This is a genomic window from Streptomyces sp. NPDC126510 (assembly GCF_040302345.1).
In the GTDB taxonomy this organism is placed as follows: domain Bacteria; phylum Actinomycetota; class Actinomycetes; order Streptomycetales; family Streptomycetaceae; genus Streptomyces.
Window position 1 is genome coordinate 104,534 of sequence record NZ_JBEORR010000017.1, and the last position, 21,845, is coordinate 126,378.

20 protein-coding genes are annotated in these 21,845 nt (G+C 72.4%); 8 read left to right on the top strand and 12 right to left on the bottom strand.

The annotated features are described in order from the left end of the window. Positions 1 to 94: 94 nt before the first annotated feature. Together ABTX60_RS24300 and ABTX60_RS24305 are read right to left on the bottom strand one after the other, a co-directional pair. Positions 95 to 1,699: a peptide-N4-asparagine amidase gene (locus tag ABTX60_RS24300; protein ID WP_352099111.1), complete on the bottom strand. Its 1,605-nt coding sequence runs from the start codon at positions 1,697 to 1,699 to the stop codon at positions 95 to 97. A 42-nt stretch (positions 1,700 to 1,741) separates the two neighbouring features. Continuing rightward, complete coding sequence (locus ABTX60_RS24305; RefSeq protein ID WP_352099112.1) at positions 1,742 to 2,473, bottom strand: hypothetical protein; 732 nt, start codon at positions 2,471 to 2,473, stop codon at positions 1,742 to 1,744. Positions 2,474 to 2,693: 220 nt separating this feature from the next. On the opposite strand from ABTX60_RS24305, the gene ABTX60_RS24310 reads away from it, so the two are divergent. The 4 genes from ABTX60_RS24310 to ABTX60_RS24325 all read left to right on the top strand — a co-directional run bounded on the left by ABTX60_RS24310 (position 2,694) and on the right by ABTX60_RS24325 (position 7,241). Further along, entirely contained in the window at positions 2,694 to 4,502 is a 1,809-nt protein-coding gene (locus ABTX60_RS24310; RefSeq protein WP_352099113.1) for an ABC transporter transmembrane domain-containing protein, read from the top strand. Further along, positions 4,499 to 6,280: an ABC transporter ATP-binding protein gene (locus tag ABTX60_RS24315; protein WP_352099114.1), complete on the top strand. Its 1,782-nt coding sequence runs from the start codon at positions 4,499 to 4,501 to the stop codon at positions 6,278 to 6,280. The genes ABTX60_RS24310 and ABTX60_RS24315 overlap by 4 nt, the downstream gene beginning before the upstream one ends. A 210-nt stretch (positions 6,281 to 6,490) precedes the next feature. After that, positions 6,491 to 6,961: a DUF5709 domain-containing protein gene (locus ABTX60_RS24320; protein WP_352099115.1), complete on the top strand. Its 471-nt coding sequence runs from the start codon at positions 6,491 to 6,493 to the stop codon at positions 6,959 to 6,961. 34 nt (positions 6,962 to 6,995) lie between these two features. After that, positions 6,996 to 7,241, top strand: a complete 246-nt coding sequence (locus ABTX60_RS24325) for a type B 50S ribosomal protein L31 (RefSeq protein ID WP_352099116.1) — start codon at positions 6,996 to 6,998, stop codon at positions 7,239 to 7,241. A gap of 53 nt (positions 7,242 to 7,294) precedes the next feature. On the opposite strand, the gene ABTX60_RS24330 is transcribed toward ABTX60_RS24325, so the two are convergent. Continuing rightward, positions 7,295 to 8,089: a metal-dependent hydrolase gene (locus ABTX60_RS24330; protein ID WP_352099117.1), complete on the bottom strand. Its 795-nt coding sequence runs from the start codon at positions 8,087 to 8,089 to the stop codon at positions 7,295 to 7,297. A gap of 145 nt (positions 8,090 to 8,234) precedes the next feature. On the opposite strand from ABTX60_RS24330, the gene ABTX60_RS24335 reads away from it, so the two are divergent. The 3 genes from ABTX60_RS24335 to ABTX60_RS24345 all read left to right on the top strand — a co-directional run bounded on the left by ABTX60_RS24335 (position 8,235) and on the right by ABTX60_RS24345 (position 12,676). Next, entirely contained in the window at positions 8,235 to 10,748 is a 2,514-nt protein-coding gene (locus ABTX60_RS24335) for a DEAD/DEAH box helicase (protein WP_352099118.1), read from the top strand. A gap of 37 nt (positions 10,749 to 10,785) precedes the next feature. Further along, positions 10,786 to 11,658 carry an acyl-CoA thioesterase gene (locus ABTX60_RS24340; RefSeq protein WP_352099119.1) on the top strand — a complete coding sequence of 291 codons (873 nt, stop codon included), beginning with the start codon at positions 10,786 to 10,788 and terminating at the stop codon, positions 11,656 to 11,658. A 64-nt stretch (positions 11,659 to 11,722) separates the two neighbouring features. Next, positions 11,723 to 12,676 (top strand): DMT family transporter, encoded by a 954-nt coding sequence (locus tag ABTX60_RS24345; protein ID WP_502992378.1) that lies wholly within the window; start codon positions 11,723 to 11,725, stop codon positions 12,674 to 12,676. Positions 12,677 to 12,836: 160 nt separating this feature from the next. Here ABTX60_RS24345 and ABTX60_RS24350 read toward each other — a convergent pair whose 3' ends face one another. From ABTX60_RS24350 to ABTX60_RS24370, 5 genes are all read right to left on the bottom strand, one after another. Next, positions 12,837 to 13,817 (bottom strand): SDR family oxidoreductase, encoded by a 981-nt coding sequence (locus ABTX60_RS24350; protein ID WP_352099120.1) that lies wholly within the window; start codon positions 13,815 to 13,817, stop codon positions 12,837 to 12,839. A gap of 321 nt (positions 13,818 to 14,138) precedes the next feature. Then, on the bottom strand, positions 14,139 to 14,924 hold the full coding sequence (locus tag ABTX60_RS24355; protein WP_352099121.1) for an Fpg/Nei family DNA glycosylase: 786 nt from the start codon (positions 14,922 to 14,924) through the stop codon (positions 14,139 to 14,141). A 10-nt stretch (positions 14,925 to 14,934) separates the two neighbouring features. Then, entirely contained in the window at positions 14,935 to 15,306 is a 372-nt protein-coding gene (locus ABTX60_RS24360) for a VOC family protein (RefSeq protein WP_352099122.1), read from the bottom strand. A 98-nt stretch (positions 15,307 to 15,404) separates the two neighbouring features. After that, a complete protein-coding gene (locus ABTX60_RS24365) occupies positions 15,405 to 16,406 on the bottom strand; it encodes a DUF6397 family protein (protein WP_352099123.1) in 1,002 nt (333 codons plus the stop codon). Between the two features lie 152 nt (positions 16,407 to 16,558). Continuing rightward, complete coding sequence (locus tag ABTX60_RS24370; RefSeq protein ID WP_352099124.1) at positions 16,559 to 16,972, bottom strand: roadblock/LC7 domain-containing protein; 414 nt, start codon at positions 16,970 to 16,972, stop codon at positions 16,559 to 16,561. A gap of 104 nt (positions 16,973 to 17,076) precedes the next feature. Between ABTX60_RS24370 and ABTX60_RS24375 the strand changes: the two genes are divergently transcribed. Further along, complete coding sequence (locus ABTX60_RS24375) at positions 17,077 to 17,505, top strand: PPOX class F420-dependent oxidoreductase (RefSeq protein ID WP_352099125.1); 429 nt, start codon at positions 17,077 to 17,079, stop codon at positions 17,503 to 17,505. 26 nt (positions 17,506 to 17,531) lie between these two features. Here the strand turns inward: ABTX60_RS24375 and ABTX60_RS24380 are convergent, their stop codons facing one another. From ABTX60_RS24380 to ABTX60_RS24395, 4 genes are all read right to left on the bottom strand, one after another. Next, positions 17,532 to 18,137 carry a GTP-binding protein gene (locus ABTX60_RS24380; RefSeq protein ID WP_053674300.1) on the bottom strand — a complete coding sequence of 202 codons (606 nt, stop codon included), beginning with the start codon at positions 18,135 to 18,137 and terminating at the stop codon, positions 17,532 to 17,534. Between the two features lie 120 nt (positions 18,138 to 18,257). Further along, a complete protein-coding gene (locus ABTX60_RS24385; protein WP_352099174.1) occupies positions 18,258 to 18,668 on the bottom strand; it encodes a DUF742 domain-containing protein in 411 nt (136 codons plus the stop codon). A gap of 22 nt (positions 18,669 to 18,690) precedes the next feature. Next, positions 18,691 to 19,128, bottom strand: a complete 438-nt coding sequence (locus tag ABTX60_RS24390) for a roadblock/LC7 domain-containing protein (RefSeq protein ID WP_352099126.1) — start codon at positions 19,126 to 19,128, stop codon at positions 18,691 to 18,693. Then, positions 19,125 to 21,743: a sensor histidine kinase gene (locus tag ABTX60_RS24395; RefSeq protein ID WP_352099127.1), complete on the bottom strand. Its 2,619-nt coding sequence runs from the start codon at positions 21,741 to 21,743 to the stop codon at positions 19,125 to 19,127. The genes ABTX60_RS24390 and ABTX60_RS24395 overlap by 4 nt, the downstream gene beginning before the upstream one ends. Between the last annotated feature and the right edge of the window lie 102 nt (positions 21,744 to 21,845).

Below are 21,845 nucleotides of genomic sequence, written 5' to 3' on the forward strand. Positions count from 1 at the left end.
CTGAAGGCTGTCTTGATCGCGCACAAGACCGCAACGTTTCAGCCAAGTAAAACGTCGTGAGTGATACACGTCACACGCACCCGGGGGTGTCGCCTCAGCAACGGCTCCGGTCCTCCGTGAGCACCCCCTGCACGGTGCTCACGGTGCGGTCGTAGCACCCGCGCGAGCCGTACAGCCGATAGCGCTCACTCGTGGTGCCGACCGCGTGGCGCTGGTCGCGCGGTACGTTCGCCGTGTAGGTCGCGTCGCCCGTGTACGAGTCGTCGAGCCGTGACCACGCCGTGCGCCGCCCGCCGTTGATCCCCACGACCGTGGCGCGGTCGCCGAGCGTCATGACCGTGCGCAGGCGGTCGCCCGTGCCGAGGGTGGTCGTGCCGTCCATCGTGTAAGTGCGGTGAGTGCGCGTGGTGCGTGCGCCGACGGTCACCGACTCGTCGTCGGTCCAGGTGGCTTCGAGAGCGTCACGCGTCTCGCCGTCGGTCCAGCGGTGCGCGGAGGTACCGGTCAGCGAGCGGCTGACGGTGGTCCTGACGCGGCCGTGCGACGTGTCGAGGTAGCCGGCGACGGTCAGCCGGTGGGCCCCCTCGGTGACCACCCGGTGCTCCGAACCCGGCGTGTACACCGACGAGTCGGAGAGGTCTCCCGCCCTGTGCGCGGTGAGTTTCCCGGTGACCCGCTCACGCTGCTCGTCCTGCCAGACGAGGACGTTCACGGGCGTGCTCCAGCCGCTCTGCCCCTCCGGTACGCCGACCACCGAGACCTCGACGCGGTGCGGGCGGCCGTCGTTGAGGATCCCGGCGAAGGGGGTGAGGTCGTAGGTGATCGGCTTGATGTCGAAGGCGCGCGGACCCGGGATCACGTACCAGAGGAACGGGTTGGACCAGCCTCCGGTCCACACCGTCGGGAACGGCGTGGCGATGCCGGCGAGCCGGCCGTCGACCCTGATCTGCACCTCCCGGTAGGGGCCTTGACCGGCCTTGCAGGAGTACGGCGCCGGATCGGGCACCGTCAGGTACCAATACTCCTCGCAGCCGCCGCCGGACCCGGTCGCGTACACCTCGGCGAGGATGCGCTCGCTGTTGCGCGGGGTGGTGAGGGCCGAGCCGCCGTCGAGGGTGAGGACCCGGTCGGGGCTCTTCGGATCGGGGCGGCCCCGGTAGAACGTCAGCGTGACCTTGACGTCGAGGACACCCGTGTAGGTGTCGTCGACGACGTTGCCGATGAGCATCTCGACGTCCCGGCTCCTGCGGAAGGTGTCGCCGTAGCGCGTGACGTCCTTCTCCACGGACCACTCGATGCCGTCGGGTGAGGGCTGCGGGGTGGACGTCCGGAAGATCTCGACGCCGCCGACGCGGAGGTAGCCGAGCCGGTCGTACTGGCGCCCCTTGACCTTGCCGTCCAGCCGCAGCACCACCTTGCTCCAGCGGTCGCCACAGCCGCCGGGCGGGGTGTAGGTGCCGCGGTAGGGGGTGAAGTCCCGGAACCGCGCCTGCGCGAGGGTGACTTCGCAGGACTTTCCGGCGGGCTTCGCGACGGGCGGCGCGGCCGTGACCGGGTCGTGCCAGTCGGTGCCGAACTCGGCGGGGACGCCGGCCGCCCGTGCCGGGAGGTCCTCCGCGCCGGCGGGAGCGGTGCCGAGGAGGGTGCCCGCCAGAAGGGTCGCTCCGGCAAGCATGGACATGACGATCCGTCTCTTCATGGGCGGTGTTCTACGGGGAGTCGGCCACCCGCGCAATGAGGCCTAGGCCGCCAGGTCCGCCCTGTCCCCCATCACCACCACGGGACGCTGTCGCGGGTCGAGCGTGCGCAGCAGGTACCTCATCGCCCGCTCGGGCACGCTGACACAGGCCGACGTGCCGCTGCCGTGGTCCATGTGCAGCCAGATCCCGCCGCCCTTCTTCTCACCCTCGGGGCGGGTCTGGTCGTTCGGCGGGGTGCCTTTGACGCGGTTGTAGTCGATGGCGATGACGTAGTCGAAGTCGTGCCAGTGCGACTTGGCCCACCAGCGCGGGGCCGCGAAGGCGGCGGAGCGGGTGTACGGCAGTCCGGAGCCCGGGTCCGGCAGCACGCCGCCCGCGTCGCTGAGGGTGAACACGCCGACGGGGCTGCGGTCGTCGTCCTCGTGGTGGTCGGTGGTCCAGCCCTTCTTGCCGTTGTGCCCGGCCCAGCCGCGCTCCCGCTGCCAGGTCGAGCCGTGCTTGGTGTACAGCACGACCGTGGAGCCGGCGGAGTCCTTCCCGTCGCCGTAGACCGCGACGACCTGGCGGGAGCCGGCCGGGATCCGCCGCTGGAGCCGGTCGCCGACGCCGGGGATGCGCGTCGGGGCGGCCGTGGCCGCGTGGGTGCGGGCCGCCGGGCGCGCGGCTTCCGTCCCCCCACTGCCCTCCGCGCCGCCGCAGGCGGACAGAGCCGTCAGGAAAGAGGCGAGGACCGCCGTCGCGGCCACCGCTCGTCGTACGCCACCACTGTGCATCGCTCCATGGTCGCACCGCGTTCCGGGCGACGGGCTGAGGCCCTGACAGTCGGTGCGCGAGGGGTGCCGGCCCGCCGCCGGCCGAGCGCACGCGACTGTCGGCCGGTTCCGTTCGGTGGGCGGAAAACCTGTTGCCCGCCACCACGCGGCAGGGCGAACCTGTCACGGTTTGCTGCCTTCGGCCGGACCCCGCCCCCCTGACACGAGCCACTGGGACGTCATGCAGATTCAAGACCTTCCGTACCCCGACCCGGGCGTGCCGGACGCGCGTTCGGGTCCCCGATTCCTGTGGTGGCTCTTCCGGAACCAGCTGGGCGGTCAGCTCAAGTCGTTGAGCTGGGGGCTGCTGCACTTCGCCTCCGTCGCCGCCCTGCCGTTCTGTGTCGGGGTCGCCGTGCAGGCCGTCGTCGACCGCTCCGGCACCCGGCTCGCCCTGGCGGGCGGCCTGCTGGCCCTGGCCTGCGTCGGCAACGCCGTCGGTGACACCTTTCTGCACCGCACCGCGATCACCAACTGGATCACCGCGGCCGCGCGCGTCCAGCAACTGCTCGCCCGTAAGACCGCCCATCTGGGTTCGGCGCTGACCCGGCGCGTGGCGGCCGGTGAAGTGGTGGCGGTGTCGACGGGTGACGTCGAGAAGATCGGCTGGTTCGTCGAGGCCCTGTCTCGCTTCACCGCGGCCGTGGTCACCGTCGTGCTGGTCTGCGCCGGCCTGCTCGTCTACCAGCCCGCGCTCGGCGTGGTCGTCGCCGTGGGACTGCCCGCGCTGGCGCTCGCCGTGCTCCCGCTGCTGCCCCGCGCCACCCGGCGCGCCGACACCCAGCGCGAGAAGGCCGGACGCGCCACCGAACTGGCCTCCGACACCGTCGCCGGCCTGCGGGTGCTGCGCGGCATCGGCGGCGAGGAGCTGTTCCTCGACCGCTACCGCAGCGCCTCGCAGGAGGTCCGGCACGCTGCCGTGCGCAGCGCCCGGATGTGGTCCCTGATCTCCGCGATCCAGGTCCTGCTGCCCGGGCTGCTGCTCATCGCCGTCGTCTGGTACGGCGTGGGGCTGGCGCGCGAGGGCCGGATCACCGTCGGCGAACTGGTCACCGTATACAGCTCGGTCATGGTGCTGACGTATCCGCTGCGGCACTTCGAGGAGATCGCCATGGCGTACTCCTTCTCCCGGCCCTCCGCCAAACGGGCCGCGGGAGTGCTGTCCCTCCAGCGGCCCACGGACACGGCCGGATCACGCGCGCCCGAGGTCCCCTCGGGCGATCTGTACGACCCGCAGACCGGGCTGCTCGCGCCCGCCGGCCGGCTCACGGCCGTGGTGTGCGGCGACCCGGACGCGGCGGGCCTGCTGGCGGAACGACTGGGCGGGCACCCGACCCACGAGGGCACCTCGGTGCTGCTGGGCGGGGTGCCGCTCGACGAACTCCCGCTGGACAGCGCCCGTACGGCCGTCCTCGTCCAGGACAAGGACCCGGTGCTGCTGTCCGGCACGCTGCGCGAGCTGCTCGACGTACCGGCGTCGGGTGCGGTGGCACCGCGGGAGGCGCTGGCCGCCGCGCAGTGCGACGACGTGCTGGCGGCTTTGGTGCAGGGCTCGGTGGACGCGGCCGACCCGATGGACGCCCGGATCACCGAACGCGGCCGGTCCCTGTCCGGCGGCCAGCGGCAGCGGCTCGCGCTCGCCCGGTCGCTGGTCACGGACCCCGAGGCGCTCGTCCTGGACGAGCCGACCTCGGCCGTCGACTCGCACACCGAGGCGCGGATCGCGCAGGGCGTGCGGGAGTTGCGCGCGGGGCGCACGACCGTGGTGTTCACCTCCTCCCCGCTGCTGCTGGACCGCGCCGACCGGGTGGTGTTCCTGCACGGTGGGGAGGCCGTGGCGGTCGGCGCCCACCGTGAGCTGGTGAGCACCGAGCCGCGCTACCGGGCGGTGGTCACCCGTGAGACGGCGGACGACGAGGCCGCGTTGAACGGCTCCGTCGCCCTGAAGGACGTACTGCAGGAACTGGAAGAGATCGAGGAGAAGGCATGATCGGCGTCGCGCCACCGGCGTACGACCCGGCGGCCCCGACGACGGCGAACACCCTGCCGGTCGGCGCCCCCGAGACCGTCCGCGGCTACGTGGCCGAACTGCTGCGCCGGCACCGGCGGGCGTTCCTGTTGCTGGTCGCCGTCAACACCGCGGCCGTGATCGCCTCGATGGCCGGTCCCTGGCTGCTGGGCGGCCTGGTGGAACGGGTGTCCGACGGGGTGGAGAACCTGCGGCTGGAGCTCACGGCCGGGCTCTTCGTGGCCGCGCTGGCCGTCCAGGCCGTGTTCGTCCGGCAGGTGCGGCTGCGCGGCGCGATGCTGGGTGAGCGGATGCTGGCCGACCTGCGCGAGGACTTCCTCGTCCGGTCGGTCGGGCTGCCGCCCGGGGTGCTGGAACGGGCCGGGACCGGCGACCTGCTGTCGCGCATCACGACGGACATCGACCGCCTGGGCAACGCCATGCGCGAGGCCGTGCCGCAGCTGTCGATCGGCGTGGTGTGGGTGGTCCTGCTGATGGGCGGCCTGGTGATCACGGCACCGCCGCTGGCGCTCGCCGTGCTGCTGGCCCTGCCGCTGCTGATCGTCGGCTGCCGCTGGTACTTCCGGCGAGCGCCGTCGGCCTACCGTTCCGAGGCCGCCGGTTACGCCGCCGTGGCCGCCGCGCTCGCCGAGACCGTGGACGCCGGGCGCACCGTCGAGGCCCACCGCCTGGGCGAGCGCCGCGTCGCGCTGTCGGAGCGCCGGATCCGGGAGTGGACGGCATGGGAGCGGTACACGCTCTGGCTGCGGTCGGTGCTCTTCCCCGTCATCAACACCACCCACGTGACCGTACTCGCGTCGGTCCTGATGATCGGCGGCGCGTTCGCCCTGCACGGGTGGATCGACGTCGGACAGCTGACCACCGGCGCGCTGATCGCCCAGATGCTGGTCGACCCGGTGGGCATGATCCTGCGCTGGTACGACGAGCTGCAGGTGGCCCAGGTGTCGCTGGCCCGGCTCGTCGGGGTCCGGGACATCGAACCGGACGCCGGGGATCCGAGCGTGGCTCCCGACGGCCGGCATGTGCACGCCGAACGGGTGCACTTCGGCTACCTGGAGGGCGTGGACGTCCTGCGCAAGGTGTCCCTGGAGGTGGCTCCCGGCACCCGGCTGGCCCTGGTCGGCCCGTCGGGCGCGGGCAAGTCCACCCTCGGCCGGCTGCTCGCCGGGATCTACGCGCCCCGGGACGGCCGGATCACCCTGGGCGGCACCGAGCTGTCCCGGATGCCCGCCGAGCACGTCCGCTCCCACGTGGCCCTGGTCAACCAGGAACACCATGTCTTCGTGGGCTCCCTGCGCGACAACCTGCGGCTCGCGCGGACCGGTGCGGTCGACGCCGAGCTGTGGGCGGCGCTGGGCGCGGTCGACGCCGACGGCTGGGCCCGGGCGCTGGAGGACGGCCTGGACACCGAGGTCGGCTCGGGCGGGCTTGCCCTCACCCCGGCCCAGGCCCAGCAGATCGCGCTGGCCCGCCTGGTGCTGGCCGACCCGCACACACTGGTCCTGGACGAGGCGACCTCCCTGCTCGACCCGCGCGCCGCCCGCAACCTGGAACGCTCTCTGGCCCGGGTCCTCGACGGCCGCACCGTCGTGGCCATCGCCCACCGGCTGCACACGGCCCACGACGCCGACGTCATCGCCGTCGTCGAGAACGGCCGGATCAGCGAGCTGGGCAGCCACGACGAGCTGGTCGCGGCGGACGGGGCGTATGCGGCGCTGTGGAGGTCGTGGCACGGCTGAGCACCTCGTCGTGCCGGGCGGCGTGCGCCTCCTCGAAGGGCGGCCACGTCCGTGGCGTTGCGCAGTAGTGAACCGGGGTGGAAGGCTGGAATCAGGCACCGGCTCGGGGAACGCCCGGGAACCAGTGGTCCGGGCGGCGTCAGTGCTCCGTGGCGGCGGCCCGGCACGGGTCCCGTGAGAACGGGCCCGTCCCACCCCCTGGAGGTACCCGTGAACAGCTCCGACGGCTGGGGAGACGACGTCTACCAGCCGGACCAGGACGAGCAGAGGGAGGACACGGGGCTGCTCGACGCCGAGGACACCCTGGAGAACGACGGCGTCGAGGATCCCCTGGACCGGGGCTGGTCCCCTCCCGAGCGGCCCTGGGCCGTCGAGCACCTCGGGGTGACGGCGGCCGAGCGGCAGCGGGGCGAGACGCTGGACCAGCGGCTCTCCGAGGAACTGCCGGACGCCGCCGCCCCGGACGGTGACGGCCTCGGGGACTGCGCGGGCACCGACGGGGAACTCCTGGACAACGAGGTCGGCGCCGAGCGCTCCGGCCGGCTCGTGGCACCCGACGAGGGCGCCCACGAGGACGAGGAGGAAGCGCTGGTCGCCATGGACGTGGGCATCGACGGCGCCGCCGCGTCGGCCGAGGAGGCCGCCGTGCACATCGTCGACGAGGACACCCTGTCCGGCTGATCGCAGGACGGCCCGAGTCGCTCGAGGAGCATCCATGCCGCAGGACAAGCACCCCGACTACCACCCCGTCGTCTTCCGCGACCGCGCCGCCGGATACGCGTTCCTCACCCGGTCCACCGCGACCAGCGAGCAGACCATCGAGTGGGACGACGGCGAGACCTACCCGGTCGTGGACGTGGAGATCTCCTCGGAGAGCCACCCCTTCTACACGGGCAAGGCCCGCACGGTGGACTCGGAGGGCCGGGTCGCCGCGTTCGAGCGGCGCTACGGCGGCGGCTGAGGCGCCTTCCGAAGGCCGCGCTCGGATGCAGGACGAGCGCGCGTCCCGGGCCCTCAGATGAAGTTGAGCGCCGCCGCGCAGCCCACTCCGCCGAGCAGCATGAACACCGGCATCAGCACCTTGAGCTCGATCCAGCTGCCGGCCCGGAAGCGCATGGCCTTCGGTGGCCCGATCGGGTACCAGCGCTTGCGCCCGACCGGGATGGGCCACAGGATCGGGCAGCCGGACACGGTGAGCGCGTCCCCGATGTCGTGCACGATCGCGCCCAGCACCACCGGCAGCCCCAGCCACAGGTACTCCTGGCCCGGTGCCGTGAACAGCCAGTCCGCGCCGTTGCCCGGCTGGTCCAGTATGCCCGCCAGGATCCACGCCGTGGTCGCGGCCAGCAGCCACACCAGGACCTCGCTGCTGGAGCCGCGCGTCGCCCGCCACAGCAGGCCCTCGATGGCCAGGACCATGTGCACGAAGAGCACCGCGAGCACGCCCCAGCGGTCGCTGGTGATCGCCACGACCGAGGTGCCCGCACCGATCAGGACCGCCCACAGCCAGGTGTGCGTCAGCGTGCGGTGCCCGCCGGAGCGGCGCGGGTCGCCCTGCTTCTTGGTGGCCTTGTAGACGGCGTACGACAGCTTGTCGACGATCTCGCACAGCCAGCGCGACACCGGTCCGAAGGACCGGGAGATGGTGGCCGCCTTGTGGTCGAGGTCCGGGGCGAGGGCGGCTCCGGCGCAGATCAGGGCGCCGACGAGGAGGACCGGCCAGGGCATCGGGTGCCCGGCCGCCGCGGCGGCCGCACCGACGCCGAGCCAGGCGGCGGCCCCCGACAGTGAGTGTGCTGGTCCCATCATGGCCGTGGCCCGCCTCATTCCTCATGTACCGCTGTCCAGTTGGCCGGGCGCGCTGGCGTCCCGTCGGCGCCCCAGCGTAGCGTTCGTGATCTTCGGGCCCGCAGCCGATTCCCGTATCGGGCATCGGGCCGGGCAAGATGGGGGCGTGACCCTCATCGATCAGCTGCCGCGGACCCCCGACCCCGACGCCCTGTACGAAGCCTTCGAGTCGTGGGCCGGTGAGCGGGGTCTCACGCTCTACCCCCACCAGGAGGAGGCGCTGATCGAGGTGGTCTCCGGCGCCAACGTGATCGTGTCGACGCCCACCGGCTCCGGCAAGAGCATGATCGCGGCGGGTGCGCACTTCGCGGCCCTCGCCCGTGACGAGGTCACCTTCTACACCGCCCCGATCAAGGCCCTGGTGTCGGAGAAGTTCTTCGAGCTGTGCAAGATCTTCGGCACCGAGAACGTCGGCATGCTGACCGGCGACGCGTCGGTCAACGCCGACGCTCCCGTGATCTGCTGCACCGCCGAGGTGCTGGCGTCGATCGCGCTGCGCGACGGCAAGGACGCCGATGTCGGCCAGGTCGTGATGGACGAGTTCCACTTCTACGCCGAGGGCGACCGCGGCTGGGCCTGGCAGATCCCGATCCTGGAGCTGCCGCAGGCCCAGTTCGTGCTGATGTCGGCGACGCTCGGCGACGTCTCCTTCTTCGAGAAGGACCTCGCCCGCCGCACCGGTCGCCCGACCGCGGTGGTCCGCTCGGCGACCCGCCCCGTGCCGCTGTCCTACGAATACCGGTACACGCCGCTCACCGAGACCCTCACCGATCTGCTGTCCGCCCGGCAGGCGCCCGTCTACATCGTGCACTTCACGCAGGCGCAGGCCGTGGAGCGTGCGCAGGCCCTGATGAGCATCAACATGTGCTCGAAGGAGGAGAAGGAGCAGATCGCCGAGCTGATCGGCAACTTCCGCTTCACCACCAAGTTCGGCCGCAACCTCTCCCGTTACGTCCGGCACGGCATCGGCGTCCACCACGCCGGCATGCTGCCCAAGTACCGCCGCCTGGTGGAGAAGCTCGCGCAGGCCGGTCTGCTGAAGGTCATCTGCGGCACCGACACACTCGGCGTGGGCGTCAACGTCCCCATCCGCACCGTGCTGTTCACGGCCCTCACCAAGTACGACGGCACCCGTGTACGCACCCTGCGCGCCCGGGAGTTCCACCAGATCGCGGGCCGGGCCGGACGGGCCGGGTACGACACGGAGGGCTTCGTCGTCGCGCAGGCGCCCGAGCACGTCGTCGAGAACGAGAAGGCCCTCGCCAAGGCGGGCGACGACCCCAAGAAGCGCCGCAAGGTCGTCCGCAAGAAGGCGCCCGAGGGCTTCGTCGCCTGGTCGGAGCAGACCTTCGAGAAGCTCATCGGCTCCGAGCCGGAGCCGCTGACGTCCCGCTTCCGTGTGACGCACACGATGCTGCTGTCGGTGATCGCCCGCCCCGGCAACGCCTTCGAGGCGATGAGGCGGCTGCTGGAGGACAACCACGAGCCGCGCAAGCAGCAGTTGCGGCACATCCGCCGGGCCATCGCGATCTACCGCTCGCTGCTGGACGGCGGCATCGTCGAGAAGCTCGACCAGCCGGACGCCGAGGGCCGCATCGTCCGCCTCACGGTCGATCTCCAGCAGGACTTCGCCCTCAACCAGCCGCTGTCCACCTTCGCGCTCGCCGCGTTCGAGCTGCTCGACCCCGAGTCCCCGTCGTACGCCCTCGACATGGTGTCCGTCGTGGAGTCCACGCTCGACGACCCGAGGCAGATCCTCGCCGCCCAGCAGAACAAGGCGCGGGGCGAGGCCGTGGCCCTGATGAAGGCGGACGGCGTCGAGTACGAGGAGCGCATGGAGCGTCTCCAGGACATCACGTACCCGAAGCCGCTGGAGGAGCTGCTCTTCCATGCCTACGACACGTACCGCAAGAGCCACCCCTGGGTCGGCGACCATCCGCTGTCGCCGAAGTCCGTGATCCGCGACATGTACGAACGGGCGCTGTCGTTCACCGAGTTGGTGTCCCACTACGAGCTGGCCCGAACCGAGGGCATCGTGCTGCGCTATCTCGCCAGCGCCTTCAAGGCCCTCGACCACACCGTCCCGGACGACCTCAAGTCCGAGGACCTCCAGGACCTGATCGCCTGGCTGGGCGAGATGGTGCGCCAGGTCGACTCCAGCCTGCTGGACGAGTGGGAGCAGCTGGCCAACCCGGCGGAGATGACGGCCGAGGAGGCCCAGGAGAAGGCCGACGAGGTCAAGCCGGTCACCGCCAACGCGCGCGCCTTCCGTGTCCTGGTCCGCAACGCCATGTTCCGCCGCGTGGAGCTGGCCGCACTCGACCAGGTCGGCGAACTGGGAGACATGGACGGGGAGTCGGGCTGGGACGCCGACGCGTGGGGTGAGGCGATGGACAAGTACTGGGACGAGTACGAGGATCTCGGCACCGGCCCCGACGCCCGCGGCCCCAAGCTGCTGCTCATCGAGGAGGAGCCGGAGAACGCCCTGTGGCGGGTCCGGCAGATCTTCCACGACCCGAACGGCGACCACGACTGGGGCATCAGCGCGGAAGTCGACCTCACGGCCTCGGACGCGGAGGGCCGCGCGGTGGTCCGCGTCACCGACGTCGGCCAGCTGTGACGGGCCGGGCAGCAGCGAGCACAGGAGAATCCCACCCATGACGTCCAACCCGGCCGAGAGGCTCGTCGACCTGCTCGACCTGGAGCAGATCGAGGTCAACATCTTCCGCGGCCGCAGCCCGCAGGAGTCCCTGCAGCGGGTCTTCGGCGGTCAGGTGGCGGGGCAGGCGCTGGTCGCCGCCGGCCGCACCACCGAGGGTGACCGTCCGGTGCACTCGCTGCACGCGTACTTCCTGCGCCCGGGCCGGCCGGGCGTGCCGATCGTCTACCAGGTCGAGCACGTGCGCGACGGGCGGTCGTTCACCACCCGCCGGGTCACGGCCGTGCAGCAGGGCCGCACGATCTTCAACCTCACCGCCTCCTTCCACAAGCCGGAGGAGGGCAGCTTCGAGCACCAGTTGCCGCCGGCCCGCGAGGTGCCGGACCCGGAGTCCCTGCCCACCGTCACGGACGAGATCCGCGAGCACCTGGGCGCACTTCCCGAACAGCTGGAGCGGATGGCCCGCCGCCAGCCCTTCGACATCCGCTACGTGGACCGGCTGCGCTGGACCGTCGAGGAGGCCCGCGACGCCGAGCCGCGCAGCGCCGTGTGGATGCGCGCGGTCGGGCCGCTCGGCGACGATCCGCTCGTGCACACCTGCGCCCTCACCTACGCCAGCGACATGACCCTCCTGGACGCCGTCCGCATCCCGGTCGAGCCGCTGTGGGGCCCGCGCGGCTTCGACATGGCGTCGCTGGACCACGCCATGTGGTTCCACCGTCCGTTCCGCGCGGACGACTGGCTCCTCTACGACCAGGAGTCGCCGATCGCGGTCGGCGGCCGTGGCCTGGCCCGGGGCCGGATCTACGACCGTGAGGGCCGTCTCGTGGTGTCCGTGGTGCAGGAGGGGCTTTTCCGGAAGCTGGGCTGACCTTCGCGGATGAGGGCCCCGCCCGTCGGGTTTCCGATCGCGCCCCCGACCGGATCCGGCGACCATGGCAGGAGCAGGCACCGCCGGCCTCGCACGCCCGCCGATCCGGGAGGTGGCCACGCTGCACACCGTGCTCCCCGTCGTGTTCGCGGTCTGCGCCGCCTTCAGCAACGCGGTCGCGACCGTGCTGCAACGCAAGGCGGCGCTCACCGTGCCCGCCTCCCAGGGGTTGCGGGCCGGGCTGATCGTCGATCTGCTGCGCCGGCCGGTGTGGCTGGCCGGCATGCTCGCGGTGATCGGCGCCGCCGTCTGCCAGGCGCTGGCGCTGGCCACCGGGCCGCTGACCATCGTGCAGCCGCTGTTCGTGCTGGAGCTGCCGCTCACCCTCATCGTCGCCTCCGTGCTGATGCGCCGGCACCTGCCGTGGAGGGGCTGGCTGGCCGTCACGGTGGTGGTGGCCGGTCTGGCGGTCGCGCTCGCGGCCGCCTCCCCCGCCGGCAACCGCACCCATGTGGCCCTGGACCGCTGGATTCCCGCGCTCGCCGTGTGCGCGGGAGCGGTCGCCGCGCTCGCCGTCGCGGCCCTCCGGCGGCCCGCGGGCCGGGCCCGGGCGGCCTGCCTGGGTGCCGCGACGGCGATCAGCTACGCGGTGACCGCGGCGCTGATGAAGGCCGCCACCCACATCCTCGACGATCAGGGCCTCGTGGGCTTCCTCACCGCCTGGCAGACGTACGCCTTCGCCGCCACCGGTGTGTGCGCGCTGTTCCTGCTGGAGAACGCCATGCAGGCCGGCCCCCTGGTCGCCTCGCAGCCCGCGCTCACCCTGGGCGACGCCCTGGTGAGCCTCGCCCTCGGCATCACCCTGTACGAGGAGACCATCCGATCCGGGTGGTGGCTGCTGCCCCAGCTGATCGGCGTCGCGCTGATCGCCGCGGGGGTGCTCACGCTGGCGCGTATTCCGTTCACACAGTCGCTGGTGGCTCCGGACGAGGAACGGGCAACCGCGGCGGCACCCTGAGCATCGTGCACCGGGACCCGAAACCTGACCGGCGTGTTGGAGGAGGAGGTGCTCGTCGGCCGGCGACACGCTCACCACCGGGGCGTCGGTCGGCCGGCGAAGCGCGTGGATGTCTCCGCCGGCCGGGCACGCGCAAATCGGCCTCTTCCCCGGAGGGGAGTCAGCCCGTCGCTTTGATCCGCCGCCCCGCGGTCACGGCCGCGCCCGCCAGCGCTGTCGCCAGGGCGGCCCTGCGCAGCGCGGTGCGCCGTCGCCCGCCCCAGCCGCCGTGCACCGCGCCCTCGCCGGGTGCCGGTACGTGCAGCGCGCCGTGCGTGGCGGGGGCGTCCTCGTCGTGGTCCAGGTGGGTCCTGTCGGTCTGCCGGGCCATGGCCCGCTCCGAGAGCGCGGGCGCCATCCGGGCCTGACGGACCAGCGCGCGGCCCGCCGGGCCGACCACGACCTCGCGGCGCGGGCGGCGGACGAGCGCCACTACCGCGTCGGCGACGCGCTCAGGCGTGTAGACGGGCGGCATGGCCACGACCTTGTGCCCGGTGTAGTTGGCCGCCTGCTGGAAGTGCGGCGTGTCGATGGTCGCGGGCAGCACCGTGCAGACGTCGATGCCCTTCACGCCTTCCACACGCAACTGCTGGCGCAGACCGGAGCCGAGCGCCCGGACGGCGTGCTTGGACATGCCGTAAGGGTGGCTGTAGGGCTGGGCTACGGCCCCCACGATGGACGAGATGTTGATCAGCGTGCCCGAGCCCTGCTCCCGCATCACGGGCAGCGCCGCCCGGGTGCCGTACACGCACCCCATGACGTTCACGTCCAGCACCTTGCGGAAGTCCTCCAGCGGCACGTCCTCGAAACGGCCGAAGGCGTTGACCGCTGCGTTGTTGACCCAGACGTCGATCCGGCCGAACTCCCGCACCGCGCGCCGCGCCAGGTCCTCGACCGCCTTGACGTCGCTCACGTCGGTCGGCACGACCAGCCTCCGCGCCCGCCGGTGCTTCGCACACTCCTCGGCCGCCGTCCGCAGCGCCTCCTCACGCCGCGCCGCCAGCACAACGGCGCAGCCCTTGCTGGCGAACGCCTCCGCCGTGGCCCGTCCGATGCCGCTGGACGCCCCGGTCACCACCACCACGTGATCCCGCAGTCGCATCCCGCACCTCCTCACCTCTGCACGGGCCGGGCGCCTGGTGCCCGCCTCCGCGGCAGGCCGGGTACCCGCACCGCGCGCGACGGCACGGGCGAGGAGAGCGGGTGCATTTCCCGACGTGCCCCGTGAGCAGGGGCGGCGCCTTGTGGTGGGTGTGCCGCGCAGGTCGGCCCAGGACGTCGAGGATGCCTTTTCATCGTCTTCGACGCGACCTCTCGACGGGCTGTGAGTTCCTCGTGAGCGGCGCCGTCTCGCCGGGACGCCCGGACGGTGGGGCCGAGACGGTCGGCAGCCGGGCGGCCCACCCGACGCGCTCCGGCCGGGTCACCGGTCCGGCTGGCACCGGGGGCACCACACCGTCCCCCGCCCGGCCATCCGCGACCTGCGCAGCCCGGCCCCGCACCGCGGGCACCTCGGGTCACGATCGTCCCGGTGGCCGGTGAGCCAGGAGTCACGCGGTGGTACGCAGCCGGCGGTGACCGACGAGCGCAGGGTGCGGCGCATCTCGCTGTACAGGCGACGGCGGTCCTCCGGGGTGAGATCACGGGCCCCCTGGTCAGGGCGCAGCCGGGCCCGCCACAGGATCTCGTCGGCGAGCAGATTGCCGAGCCCGGCGAGCACGGACTGGTCGGTGAGGGCCGTCTTGAGCTGCCCCCGGCGGGACGAGAGTGCCTCCTCGAACTCCGCACGGTCCACCGTCAGCGCATCGGGCCCCTGCCTCCGCAGCAGCCGGTCGACGTCGGACTCGTCGTGGGCCAGCCACAGTCCCTGCAGTTTGCGCTGGTCACGGAAGCGCAGCTGGCGGCCGCCGCCCAGGGTGAACAGGACGCGGTCGTGCGTTTCGACAGGATCATCGGCATGTCCGCAGACCAGCCGCCCGGTCATGCCGAAGTGCAGGACGAGGATGGGACCGCCGGTACGGGCGAGCAGCCACTTGCCGTGCCGCTCCGGCGGGCCGAACCGCCGCCCTTCGAGCGCGTCCCTCAGCCTCCGCGCGTCGACGCCGTGCAGGACGCCCGGGTCCCGCACGTCGACCCGGCGAATGACGCGTCCCTTCGCGCAGGACTCGAGCACCTGCCGGAAGCCTTCGACGTCGGGAAGCTCGGGCACGACCGGCGCGTCAGGTTTCCTGCAGGACGGAGAGCACGTTCCCCGCCGGGTCGGTGAACCAGGCGATCAGCGGGCCGCCGCCGCGGAAGATGCCCTTGTCGTCCGTCTTGAGGTGGTCGTAGCGCTCGAAACGCACCCCTTTCCTGCCCAGCTCGTCGACCGCGGCCTCGATGTCGTCGACCGGGAAGTTGAGGATGGTGAACGTCGCCGGCGTGTGGTCCGGCTTGGGGTAGACCAGGGTGTCCCGGTCACCCGCGATGTGCAGGATCAGCAGCCCGTTCTCCTCCGACACCCGGAGCCCGAGCGTGTCGGCGTAGAACGCCTTGGCCGCGTCGATGTCGTCCACCGAGAATCCGCTGAACGCCTTCGTCGTACCGAACATGGTCGCCTCCCGGACACAGTCTCCTCAGGGGCTGACCCCGGCGCATCCGGAAAGTCATCGGTCGACGGGCCGCCCGGCGGTGGCGCGGTGCCGCCGGGTCACCCGGCCGGGCGCCCGCCTCTGCGGCGGAACCAGCCCAGCAGGCCGTGGGGAGGGCAGCCTGAGAGCGCGGGCCGCTTCGCCACCGGGGCGGGCGGTGAGGCGGGGGATTCTGATGCTGTTGCCGGGGTCCGGGGTGAGACGAGTGGCCTTGAACGTGGTCGCGGCGCGGGGGGCGACGTGGGGGGCGTTGATGATGATGGGGGTGTCGGGGCAGGTGCCTTGGTCACGGGGTCGTGCCGGCGGGCCGTCTCCATCGTGTGGGTCAGGTCCGCGCGGAACCAGGCCACCTCGTCCGGTTCACTCGCCGTCATCAGCGTCACGGCCAGCTCGGCGGTGGGTGAGCCAGGGGTGCCGTGCACCGGGAGCCGGGGGCGGCAGCGGGCCAGGCGGGCTCGCTCGCCGGGGTCCTGGACGACGTGCGCCACATCGGCCGGGCCGAGGAGGGAGGCGACCGCCGCCGCGTGCGCCCACGGGTCGTCGCCGGCCTGCCGCGTCAGGAACCCGACGTGACGCCCCCGCCAGTTGCGGGGCCGCCGGTCCATTCCGGCCTTCAGCCCTTCCCGGATCTCCATGGGTGTGCGGCGGGCGGTCAGCAGCTCGGCGTTGCTCCTCTCGGCCGCGAACTGCCGCAGTTCTTCGGCCAGATACAGCCAGACGACGGTCCGGTAGCGGTTCAGGTAGAACGTCACCGGAACCAGCAGGCCATAGCGCGCGAGGCTGGTGAACCTGGTGGGCGCCACCCCCAGGAGCTCGGCGCCCTGCGTGGTGCCGACGGTCGCGACGCGTTCGCGCAGGGCGCCCGGGAAGCCGTCCCCGGAGCGCAACCGGTCGATCTCGGCCCGGGCCACATGCCTGCCCCCGCCCCCTTCGTCGGGAACGGTCCGGATGAGCCCCAGGTTCACCGCGAGGTCGAACTCGCGCCGCTTGAGTTCCAGTTCACGCGCGGCCCGGCTCGGGACACAGGTGGTGCGATCGGATGCCGTGCTGGTGCGGGCCATGGTCGGTCTCCCCCGTGGAGTCAGCGGCTCACGCCGAGTGCGATCGCCGTGTGCGGCGGCCGTATGCGATGGCCGTGAAAAAACCGTAGCCGCTTCGACGAATCTCGTGGCGAGCCTGTGGATAACTCCACGGGGGATGACGAACGTGCAGGTCAGAGGTCTGTGATCGGTTTTGGTTCGGGCTGGCGCGCATCGACGTCGAGACGCTCGCCCACCCGGTTGACCAGCAGTGTCATCTCGTAGGCGATCAGGCCGATGTCGGCCTCCGCACCGCTGAGGACGCACAGACAACTGCCCGTGCCGGCCGCAGTGACGAACAGCACCGCGTCGTCGAACTCGATCATCGTCTGGCGTACGCTGCCCGCGCCGAAGTGCCGTCCGGAGCCCTTGGCCAGGCTGTGCAGCCCGGACGACACGGCCGCGAGGTGCTCGGCGTCCTCGCGGCGCAGTCCGGTGCTCGCGCCGGTCACCAGGCCGTCGTTGGACAGGACCAGTGCGTGCCGTACTTCGTGGACGCGCTCGGTCAAATCGTCCAGCAGCCAGTCGAGTCCCTGGTTCTGCGCCATCTTCCGGTCTCCCCGTTTTCTCCCCGTGCGAATGTCCTCCTGGCCGGAGGATCTCCTTGTCAGCCTTCCCCACGACCGCGGTCGGGGCAAGGAGGATGGGAGCCATGGCAGAGAAGATGACCGACGCGCAATGGCGGGACTTCGTTTCCCACGGAACCCGCACCGCGAAGCTCTCCACGGTCCGGGCCGACGGCAGTCCGCACGTGGTTCCGATCTGGTTCCTTCTGGACGGCGACGAGGTGGTGTTCAACACCGGCAAGGACAGCGTGAAGGGGCGCAACATCGTCCGGGACGGCCGGATCGCCCTGTGCGTGGACGACGACCGGCCGCCGTACTCCTTCGTGGTGCTGCGAGGCCGGGCCCGCGTCTCGGAGGACCTCGACGAGATACGGCGCTGGGCGACCAGGATCGGTGCCCGGTACATGGGCGAGGAGCGCGCCCAGGAGTTCGGTGCGCGCAACGGCGTCCCCGGCGAACTCCTCGTCCGTGTCACCGTCGACAGGGTGCTGGCGGAGCGGGACGTCGCGAACTGACGGCGGGAAAGCCCCTGGTCCCGCGTTCAGCCGACCGAGTCGAGCAGCCGGGCGGTGTGCATCCGCCCGGCGTACTCGACGAGCCGGATCAGCACCTCCTTTCCCGAGTCGCGGTCACGGGCGTCGCACAGCACCACGGGTGTGCCCCTGTCGAGGTCGAGTGCGCGCGAGACGTCCGGGGCACCGTGCCGCCGGGCGCCCGCGAAGCAGTTGACGGCCACGACGAACGGGATGCGCCGGTGCTCGAAGTAGTCGACCGCGGGGAAGCAGTCCTCCAGGCGGCGGGTGTCCGCGAGGACCACCGCACCGAGCGCCCCCTGCGACAACTCGTCCCACAGGAACCAGAAGCGGTCCTGGCCCGGCGTGCCGAACAGGTACAGGGAGAGGCCGGACCGGATGGTGATGCGTCCGAAGTCCATGGCGACGGTCGTGGTGGTCTTGTGGTCCACGCCGTCGGTGTCGTCCACCGACTGCCCCGCTTCGCTGAGGAGTTCCTCGGTGCGCAGCGGCCGGATCTCGCTGACGGCGCCCACCAGGGTGGTCTTGCCCACGCCGAATCCGCCGGCGACCAGAATCTTCAACGCCAGCGCGGCGGTCTCGCCGTCCGGAGCGTCGGAGTGCTCGGAGACCATTGATCACTTCTCTCAGGAGTGCCGGGTGTCGGGTGTCGGGGGGTGCCCGCTGTGCGCCGAGCCGGGAGTGCCCCGGTGTCGGGAGTGCGTGGGTGAGCGCTTTGTGTCGGTGCGTCGGGGCTACAGCGCTCTCAGCCCCTCGATCACCTCGCGCAGGATGCGTTCGTCGGGCAGCTGCGCCGGTGGGACGGGGCGGCTGACGGTGACACAGCCGAGTTCGAGAAGATCTCCGAGGAGGACCCTGACCACACCGACGGGCAGATCCGCACCTGCGGCGAGTTCGGCGACCGACTGGGTCTCCGGGCGGCACAGGTCGATGAGGTTGCGGTGTTCCGGGCCGAGCGGGGCGTCTTCCGGTCCGGGTGCCCCCGGGTCCAGTGTGACCAGGGCGATCAGGTCGAACCGTACGCCGGTGGGGCCGGGCCGGGTGCGTCCGCCCGTTATGGCGTAGGGGCGGACGAGCGGGCCCGCCTCGTTGTCGTACCAGTGGCTGTCCTGCTCGCGCGGGATGCCCGTCATGTCCTCGGTCATCTGCACGGACCGTTCTCCCGGTTCATCCGGCTGCGGGTGGCCGCGCGGCCGTGCGGGGCGCCGTGCCGAGGTGCTCGCCGACGCGTTTGACCAGGCGGGCCATCTCGTAGGCCACGAGGCCGATGTCGGCGGTGGCGGCGGTGAGGAGGGCGAGGCAGGAGCCGTCGCCCGCGGCGGCCACGAACAGGAAGCCCTCGTCCATCTCCACCATGGTCTGGCGCACTCCGCCGGCGCCGAAGTGCCGTCCCGCGCCCTTGGCGAGGCTGTGGAAGCCCGAGGCGACCGCGGCGAGGTGCTCGGCGTCCTCGCGGAGCAGGCCGGAGGAGGCACCCACGGCGAGGCCGTCGTTGGACAGCACCACGGCGTGCCGGATGTCGCTCACGCGGAGCACCAGATCGTCCAGCAGCCAGTCGAGTTCGCCCGATCGCCGGGCGGACTGTGTGCTCGGGTCCTGGATCATGCGGGGTCTCCTTCACTGCTGTCGCTGCCCGTCGCGGGGCCGGGAGTGGTAACGCGGCCGGGTCGCCTGCCGCCGCCGCGCGCCCATCCGTCGCGGTAGGCGGCCATGCGGTCGCGTACGAGTTCCGGCGTTCGCTCGTCGTCCGGGGCGGCGGGCACGGGTTGCTGATCGGGGCGCTTGTCGCGCAGTTGGGGAGCGAGGCTGGCCTGGCGTACGCGGCGCGGGAGGTCGTCGGAGTCTTCGGGCTGCTGCGGTGGGCGGTGCAGTCGCAAGGTGGCGACTCCTGGGGGTGGGGCCTGGCTCGGGGTCTCCAGGTGACGTGGGCCGTCCGCGTGACCTGAGGTTTCCGCGTGCCGCGAAGTCTCCGCGCGAGGGGAGAGATCCGCGTGAGGCGAGGTCTCGGGCTCCGCGGCGGATGGCACGGGGGCCACGAGGGCGCGCCGGTCGCTTCGGTCGCTCCGGGCCTGGACGGCCTCCTGGAGCGGGGTGTCGTCGGGCACGCGCGCGTAGGCGCGTGCCTCGGGCTGCCGCGCGGGTTCCACCGCTTGAGGGGAGCGGGGTGCCGCGCCCGTGTGGAGGAGGGCTGTGGGCAGCAGGACGACCGCTGTGGTGCCGCCGTACGGGGAGGTCTTCAGGTGGACCTTCACCTCGTGCCGGGCGGCGAGCCTGCTGACCACGAACAGGCCGAGCCGGTCGCTGTCGAACAGGTCGAGCGCCTCGGACTGGGCGATACGGCGGTTGGCTTCGGCGAGGGTCTCCTTGCCCATGCCGAGGCCGCGGTCCTCGACCTCGACGGCGTAGCCGTTCCCGACGGGTTCGCCGGTGACGCGCACACGCGTGTGGGGCGGGGAGAACTGGGCGGCGTTCTCGATGATCTCGGCCAGCAGATGGGTGAGGTCGGCGACGGCCGCGCCGACGACGGCCGCCTCGGGGAGTTGCCGTACCTCCACGCGCGCGTAGTCCTCCACTTCGGAGACGGCCGCGCGGACCACGTTCGTCAGGGAGACCGGCATGCGCCAGGCCCGGCCCGGGGCGGCCCCGGAGAGGATGATCAGGCTCTCCGCGTGGCGCCGCATACGGGTGGTGAGGTGGTCGAGGCGGAAGAGGTCGCTCAGCTCGTTCGGATCGTCGGAGCGGCGTTCCATGCTGTCGAGGAGGGCCAGCTGGCGGTGGACGAGGATCTGGCTGCGGCGGGCGAGGTTGACGAAGACGCCGGAGATTCCGCTGGCGAGTTCGGCGCGTTCCACGGCGGCCCGCAGCGCTGCGCGGTGCACGGTGGTGAGGGCCTCGGCGACCTGCCCCGTCTCGTCCTCCGCGGGCGCTTTCGGCGGGGCCTCGGCGCGGATGTCGATCTCCTCGCCCGCGCGCAGTCTGCGCATGGCGTCGGGCAGTTTGCGCCGGGCGATCTCCAGCGCGCTGTTGCGCAGGCCTTCCAGTTCCACCACGAGGCCGCGGCCGATGCGCACGGAGATGACGAGCGAGGCGGCGACGGCGGCGAGGCCGAGCAGGACGGCGGCGCCGGCCGGGGTGAGCAGGCCCCGGGTGAACGGGTCGGCCCGCTCGGCGACTCCGCGTGCAGCGTCCTCCTCGATGGTGCGCATGCCGTTCTGCACGCGCGCGTGTGCCGTGTTCCAGGTGCTCTCGGGTGCCGCTCCGACCGCCTTCGCGCCGGGCCCGCGGGTGAGGACGGCGTTCTCGGCGTCGCCCAGGCCGGCGTAGGCGCTGCTGTCGGCGAGGGCCTCCCACGCGGAGCGTTCGACGCCGCTCAGGTCCGCGACGGCCGACTCGCTGAGCGTACGGCGCAGGCCGACGGCGCCGGTGAAGAGCCGCAGCCGCTCCCCCGTCAGGGTGCCGTCCAGGCGGGCGCTCGCCAGCAGCGCGTCCTCCTGGGCCAACGCCTCGCCCGCGCGGGCCAGTTCCAGCAGTACGCGCGCGTCGGATCCGAGGTCGGCGTCCCGGATGCCGGTCAGGGCGCCTTCGACGCCGAAGGCGGCCGAGATGGTCCGGGTGTAGCGGTCGTAGGTCTCGGCCCAGCCGGTGCGCCGGTCCCGGACCGCGGTGCGCAGCGGCCGCAGTTGCCCGGCACCGGAGACGAACGTCTTCAGCCGCCGGGCGACTCCGGTGGGCAGATCCCCGCTGTCGGCGACGGTGGTGCCCTGTCCGAGCCGTAGTTTCGCGACGGCCCGGTCGGTGCGCCGGGCGAGCTCGTCCAGTTCGTCGGTCCGGACGGCGGACGGGTCGGTGGCGTGACGTACGGCGGCGGCGCGTTCGGCCTGGAGAGCGGTGACGGCGGCGGAGACGGGGGCGCGGACCGTGGCGTCGACGCGCTGGACCTGCCGGAGCCTGGAGATGTCCTGGGCGGTGGTGACGGTGGCGTATCCCCACAGGGCCAGGAGGGAGACGACCGGAACCATCAGCAGGCAGACGATCTTGGCGCGTACGGTGCGGGGCCGTATGTGCCAGCGCTCCGCGCGTGCGGGCACCTCGTCCGGCGCGGCGCCCGAGGGCGTGTCGGGGCCCTCGTCGGCCGGTGGTCCGGCGTGCGCGCGGCGTCCGCGCGCGGGAGGGGACGGCGCCTCGGCGCCGGCTGTGGGGGTCCTACGGGGTGTGCGCATGGACTCCTCGCTCGGGAGTGGGTCGGAGGCTGAGGGCCGGCGTCCTGGCAGGGGCGGCCATGGAGCTCGGAGCGCGTGGCCCGGCCGGGAAACGGGCTGCCC

Excerpts from the sequence above, each read along its gene's own strand:
- ABTX60_RS24300 (WP_352099111.1), bottom strand. The coding sequence starts at position 1,699 with ATGAAGAGACGGATCGTCATGTCCATGCTTGCCGGAGCGACCCTTCTG.
- ABTX60_RS24305 (WP_352099112.1), bottom strand. The coding sequence starts at position 2,473 with ATGCACAGTGGTGGCGTACGACGAGCGGTGGCCGCGACGGCGGTCCTC.
- ABTX60_RS24310 (WP_352099113.1), top strand. The coding sequence starts at position 2,694 with ATGCAGATTCAAGACCTTCCGTACCCCGACCCGGGCGTGCCGGACGCG.
- ABTX60_RS24315 (WP_352099114.1), top strand. The coding sequence starts at position 4,499 with ATGATCGGCGTCGCGCCACCGGCGTACGACCCGGCGGCCCCGACGACG.
- ABTX60_RS24325 (WP_352099116.1), top strand. The coding sequence starts at position 6,996 with ATGCCGCAGGACAAGCACCCCGACTACCACCCCGTCGTCTTCCGCGAC.
- ABTX60_RS24330 (WP_352099117.1), bottom strand. The coding sequence starts at position 8,089 with ATGATGGGACCAGCACACTCACTGTCGGGGGCCGCCGCCTGGCTCGGC.
- ABTX60_RS24340 (WP_352099119.1), top strand. The coding sequence starts at position 10,786 with ATGACGTCCAACCCGGCCGAGAGGCTCGTCGACCTGCTCGACCTGGAG.
- ABTX60_RS24345 (WP_502992378.1), top strand. The coding sequence starts at position 11,723 with ATGGCAGGAGCAGGCACCGCCGGCCTCGCACGCCCGCCGATCCGGGAG.
- ABTX60_RS24350 (WP_352099120.1), bottom strand. The coding sequence starts at position 13,817 with ATGCGACTGCGGGATCACGTGGTGGTGGTGACCGGGGCGTCCAGCGGC.
- ABTX60_RS24360 (WP_352099122.1), bottom strand. The coding sequence starts at position 15,306 with ATGTTCGGTACGACGAAGGCGTTCAGCGGATTCTCGGTGGACGACATC.
- ABTX60_RS24365 (WP_352099123.1), bottom strand. The coding sequence starts at position 16,406 with ATGGCCCGCACCAGCACGGCATCCGATCGCACCACCTGTGTCCCGAGC.
- ABTX60_RS24370 (WP_352099124.1), bottom strand. The coding sequence starts at position 16,972 with ATGGCGCAGAACCAGGGACTCGACTGGCTGCTGGACGATTTGACCGAG.
- ABTX60_RS24375 (WP_352099125.1), top strand. The coding sequence starts at position 17,077 with ATGGCAGAGAAGATGACCGACGCGCAATGGCGGGACTTCGTTTCCCAC.
- ABTX60_RS24380 (WP_053674300.1), bottom strand. The coding sequence starts at position 18,137 with ATGGTCTCCGAGCACTCCGACGCTCCGGACGGCGAGACCGCCGCGCTG.
- ABTX60_RS24385 (WP_352099174.1), bottom strand. The coding sequence starts at position 18,668 with ATGACCGAGGACATGACGGGCATCCCGCGCGAGCAGGACAGCCACTGG.
- ABTX60_RS24390 (WP_352099126.1), bottom strand. The coding sequence starts at position 19,128 with ATGATCCAGGACCCGAGCACACAGTCCGCCCGGCGATCGGGCGAACTC.
- ABTX60_RS24395 (WP_352099127.1), bottom strand. The coding sequence starts at position 21,743 with ATGCGCACACCCCGTAGGACCCCCACAGCCGGCGCCGAGGCGCCGTCC.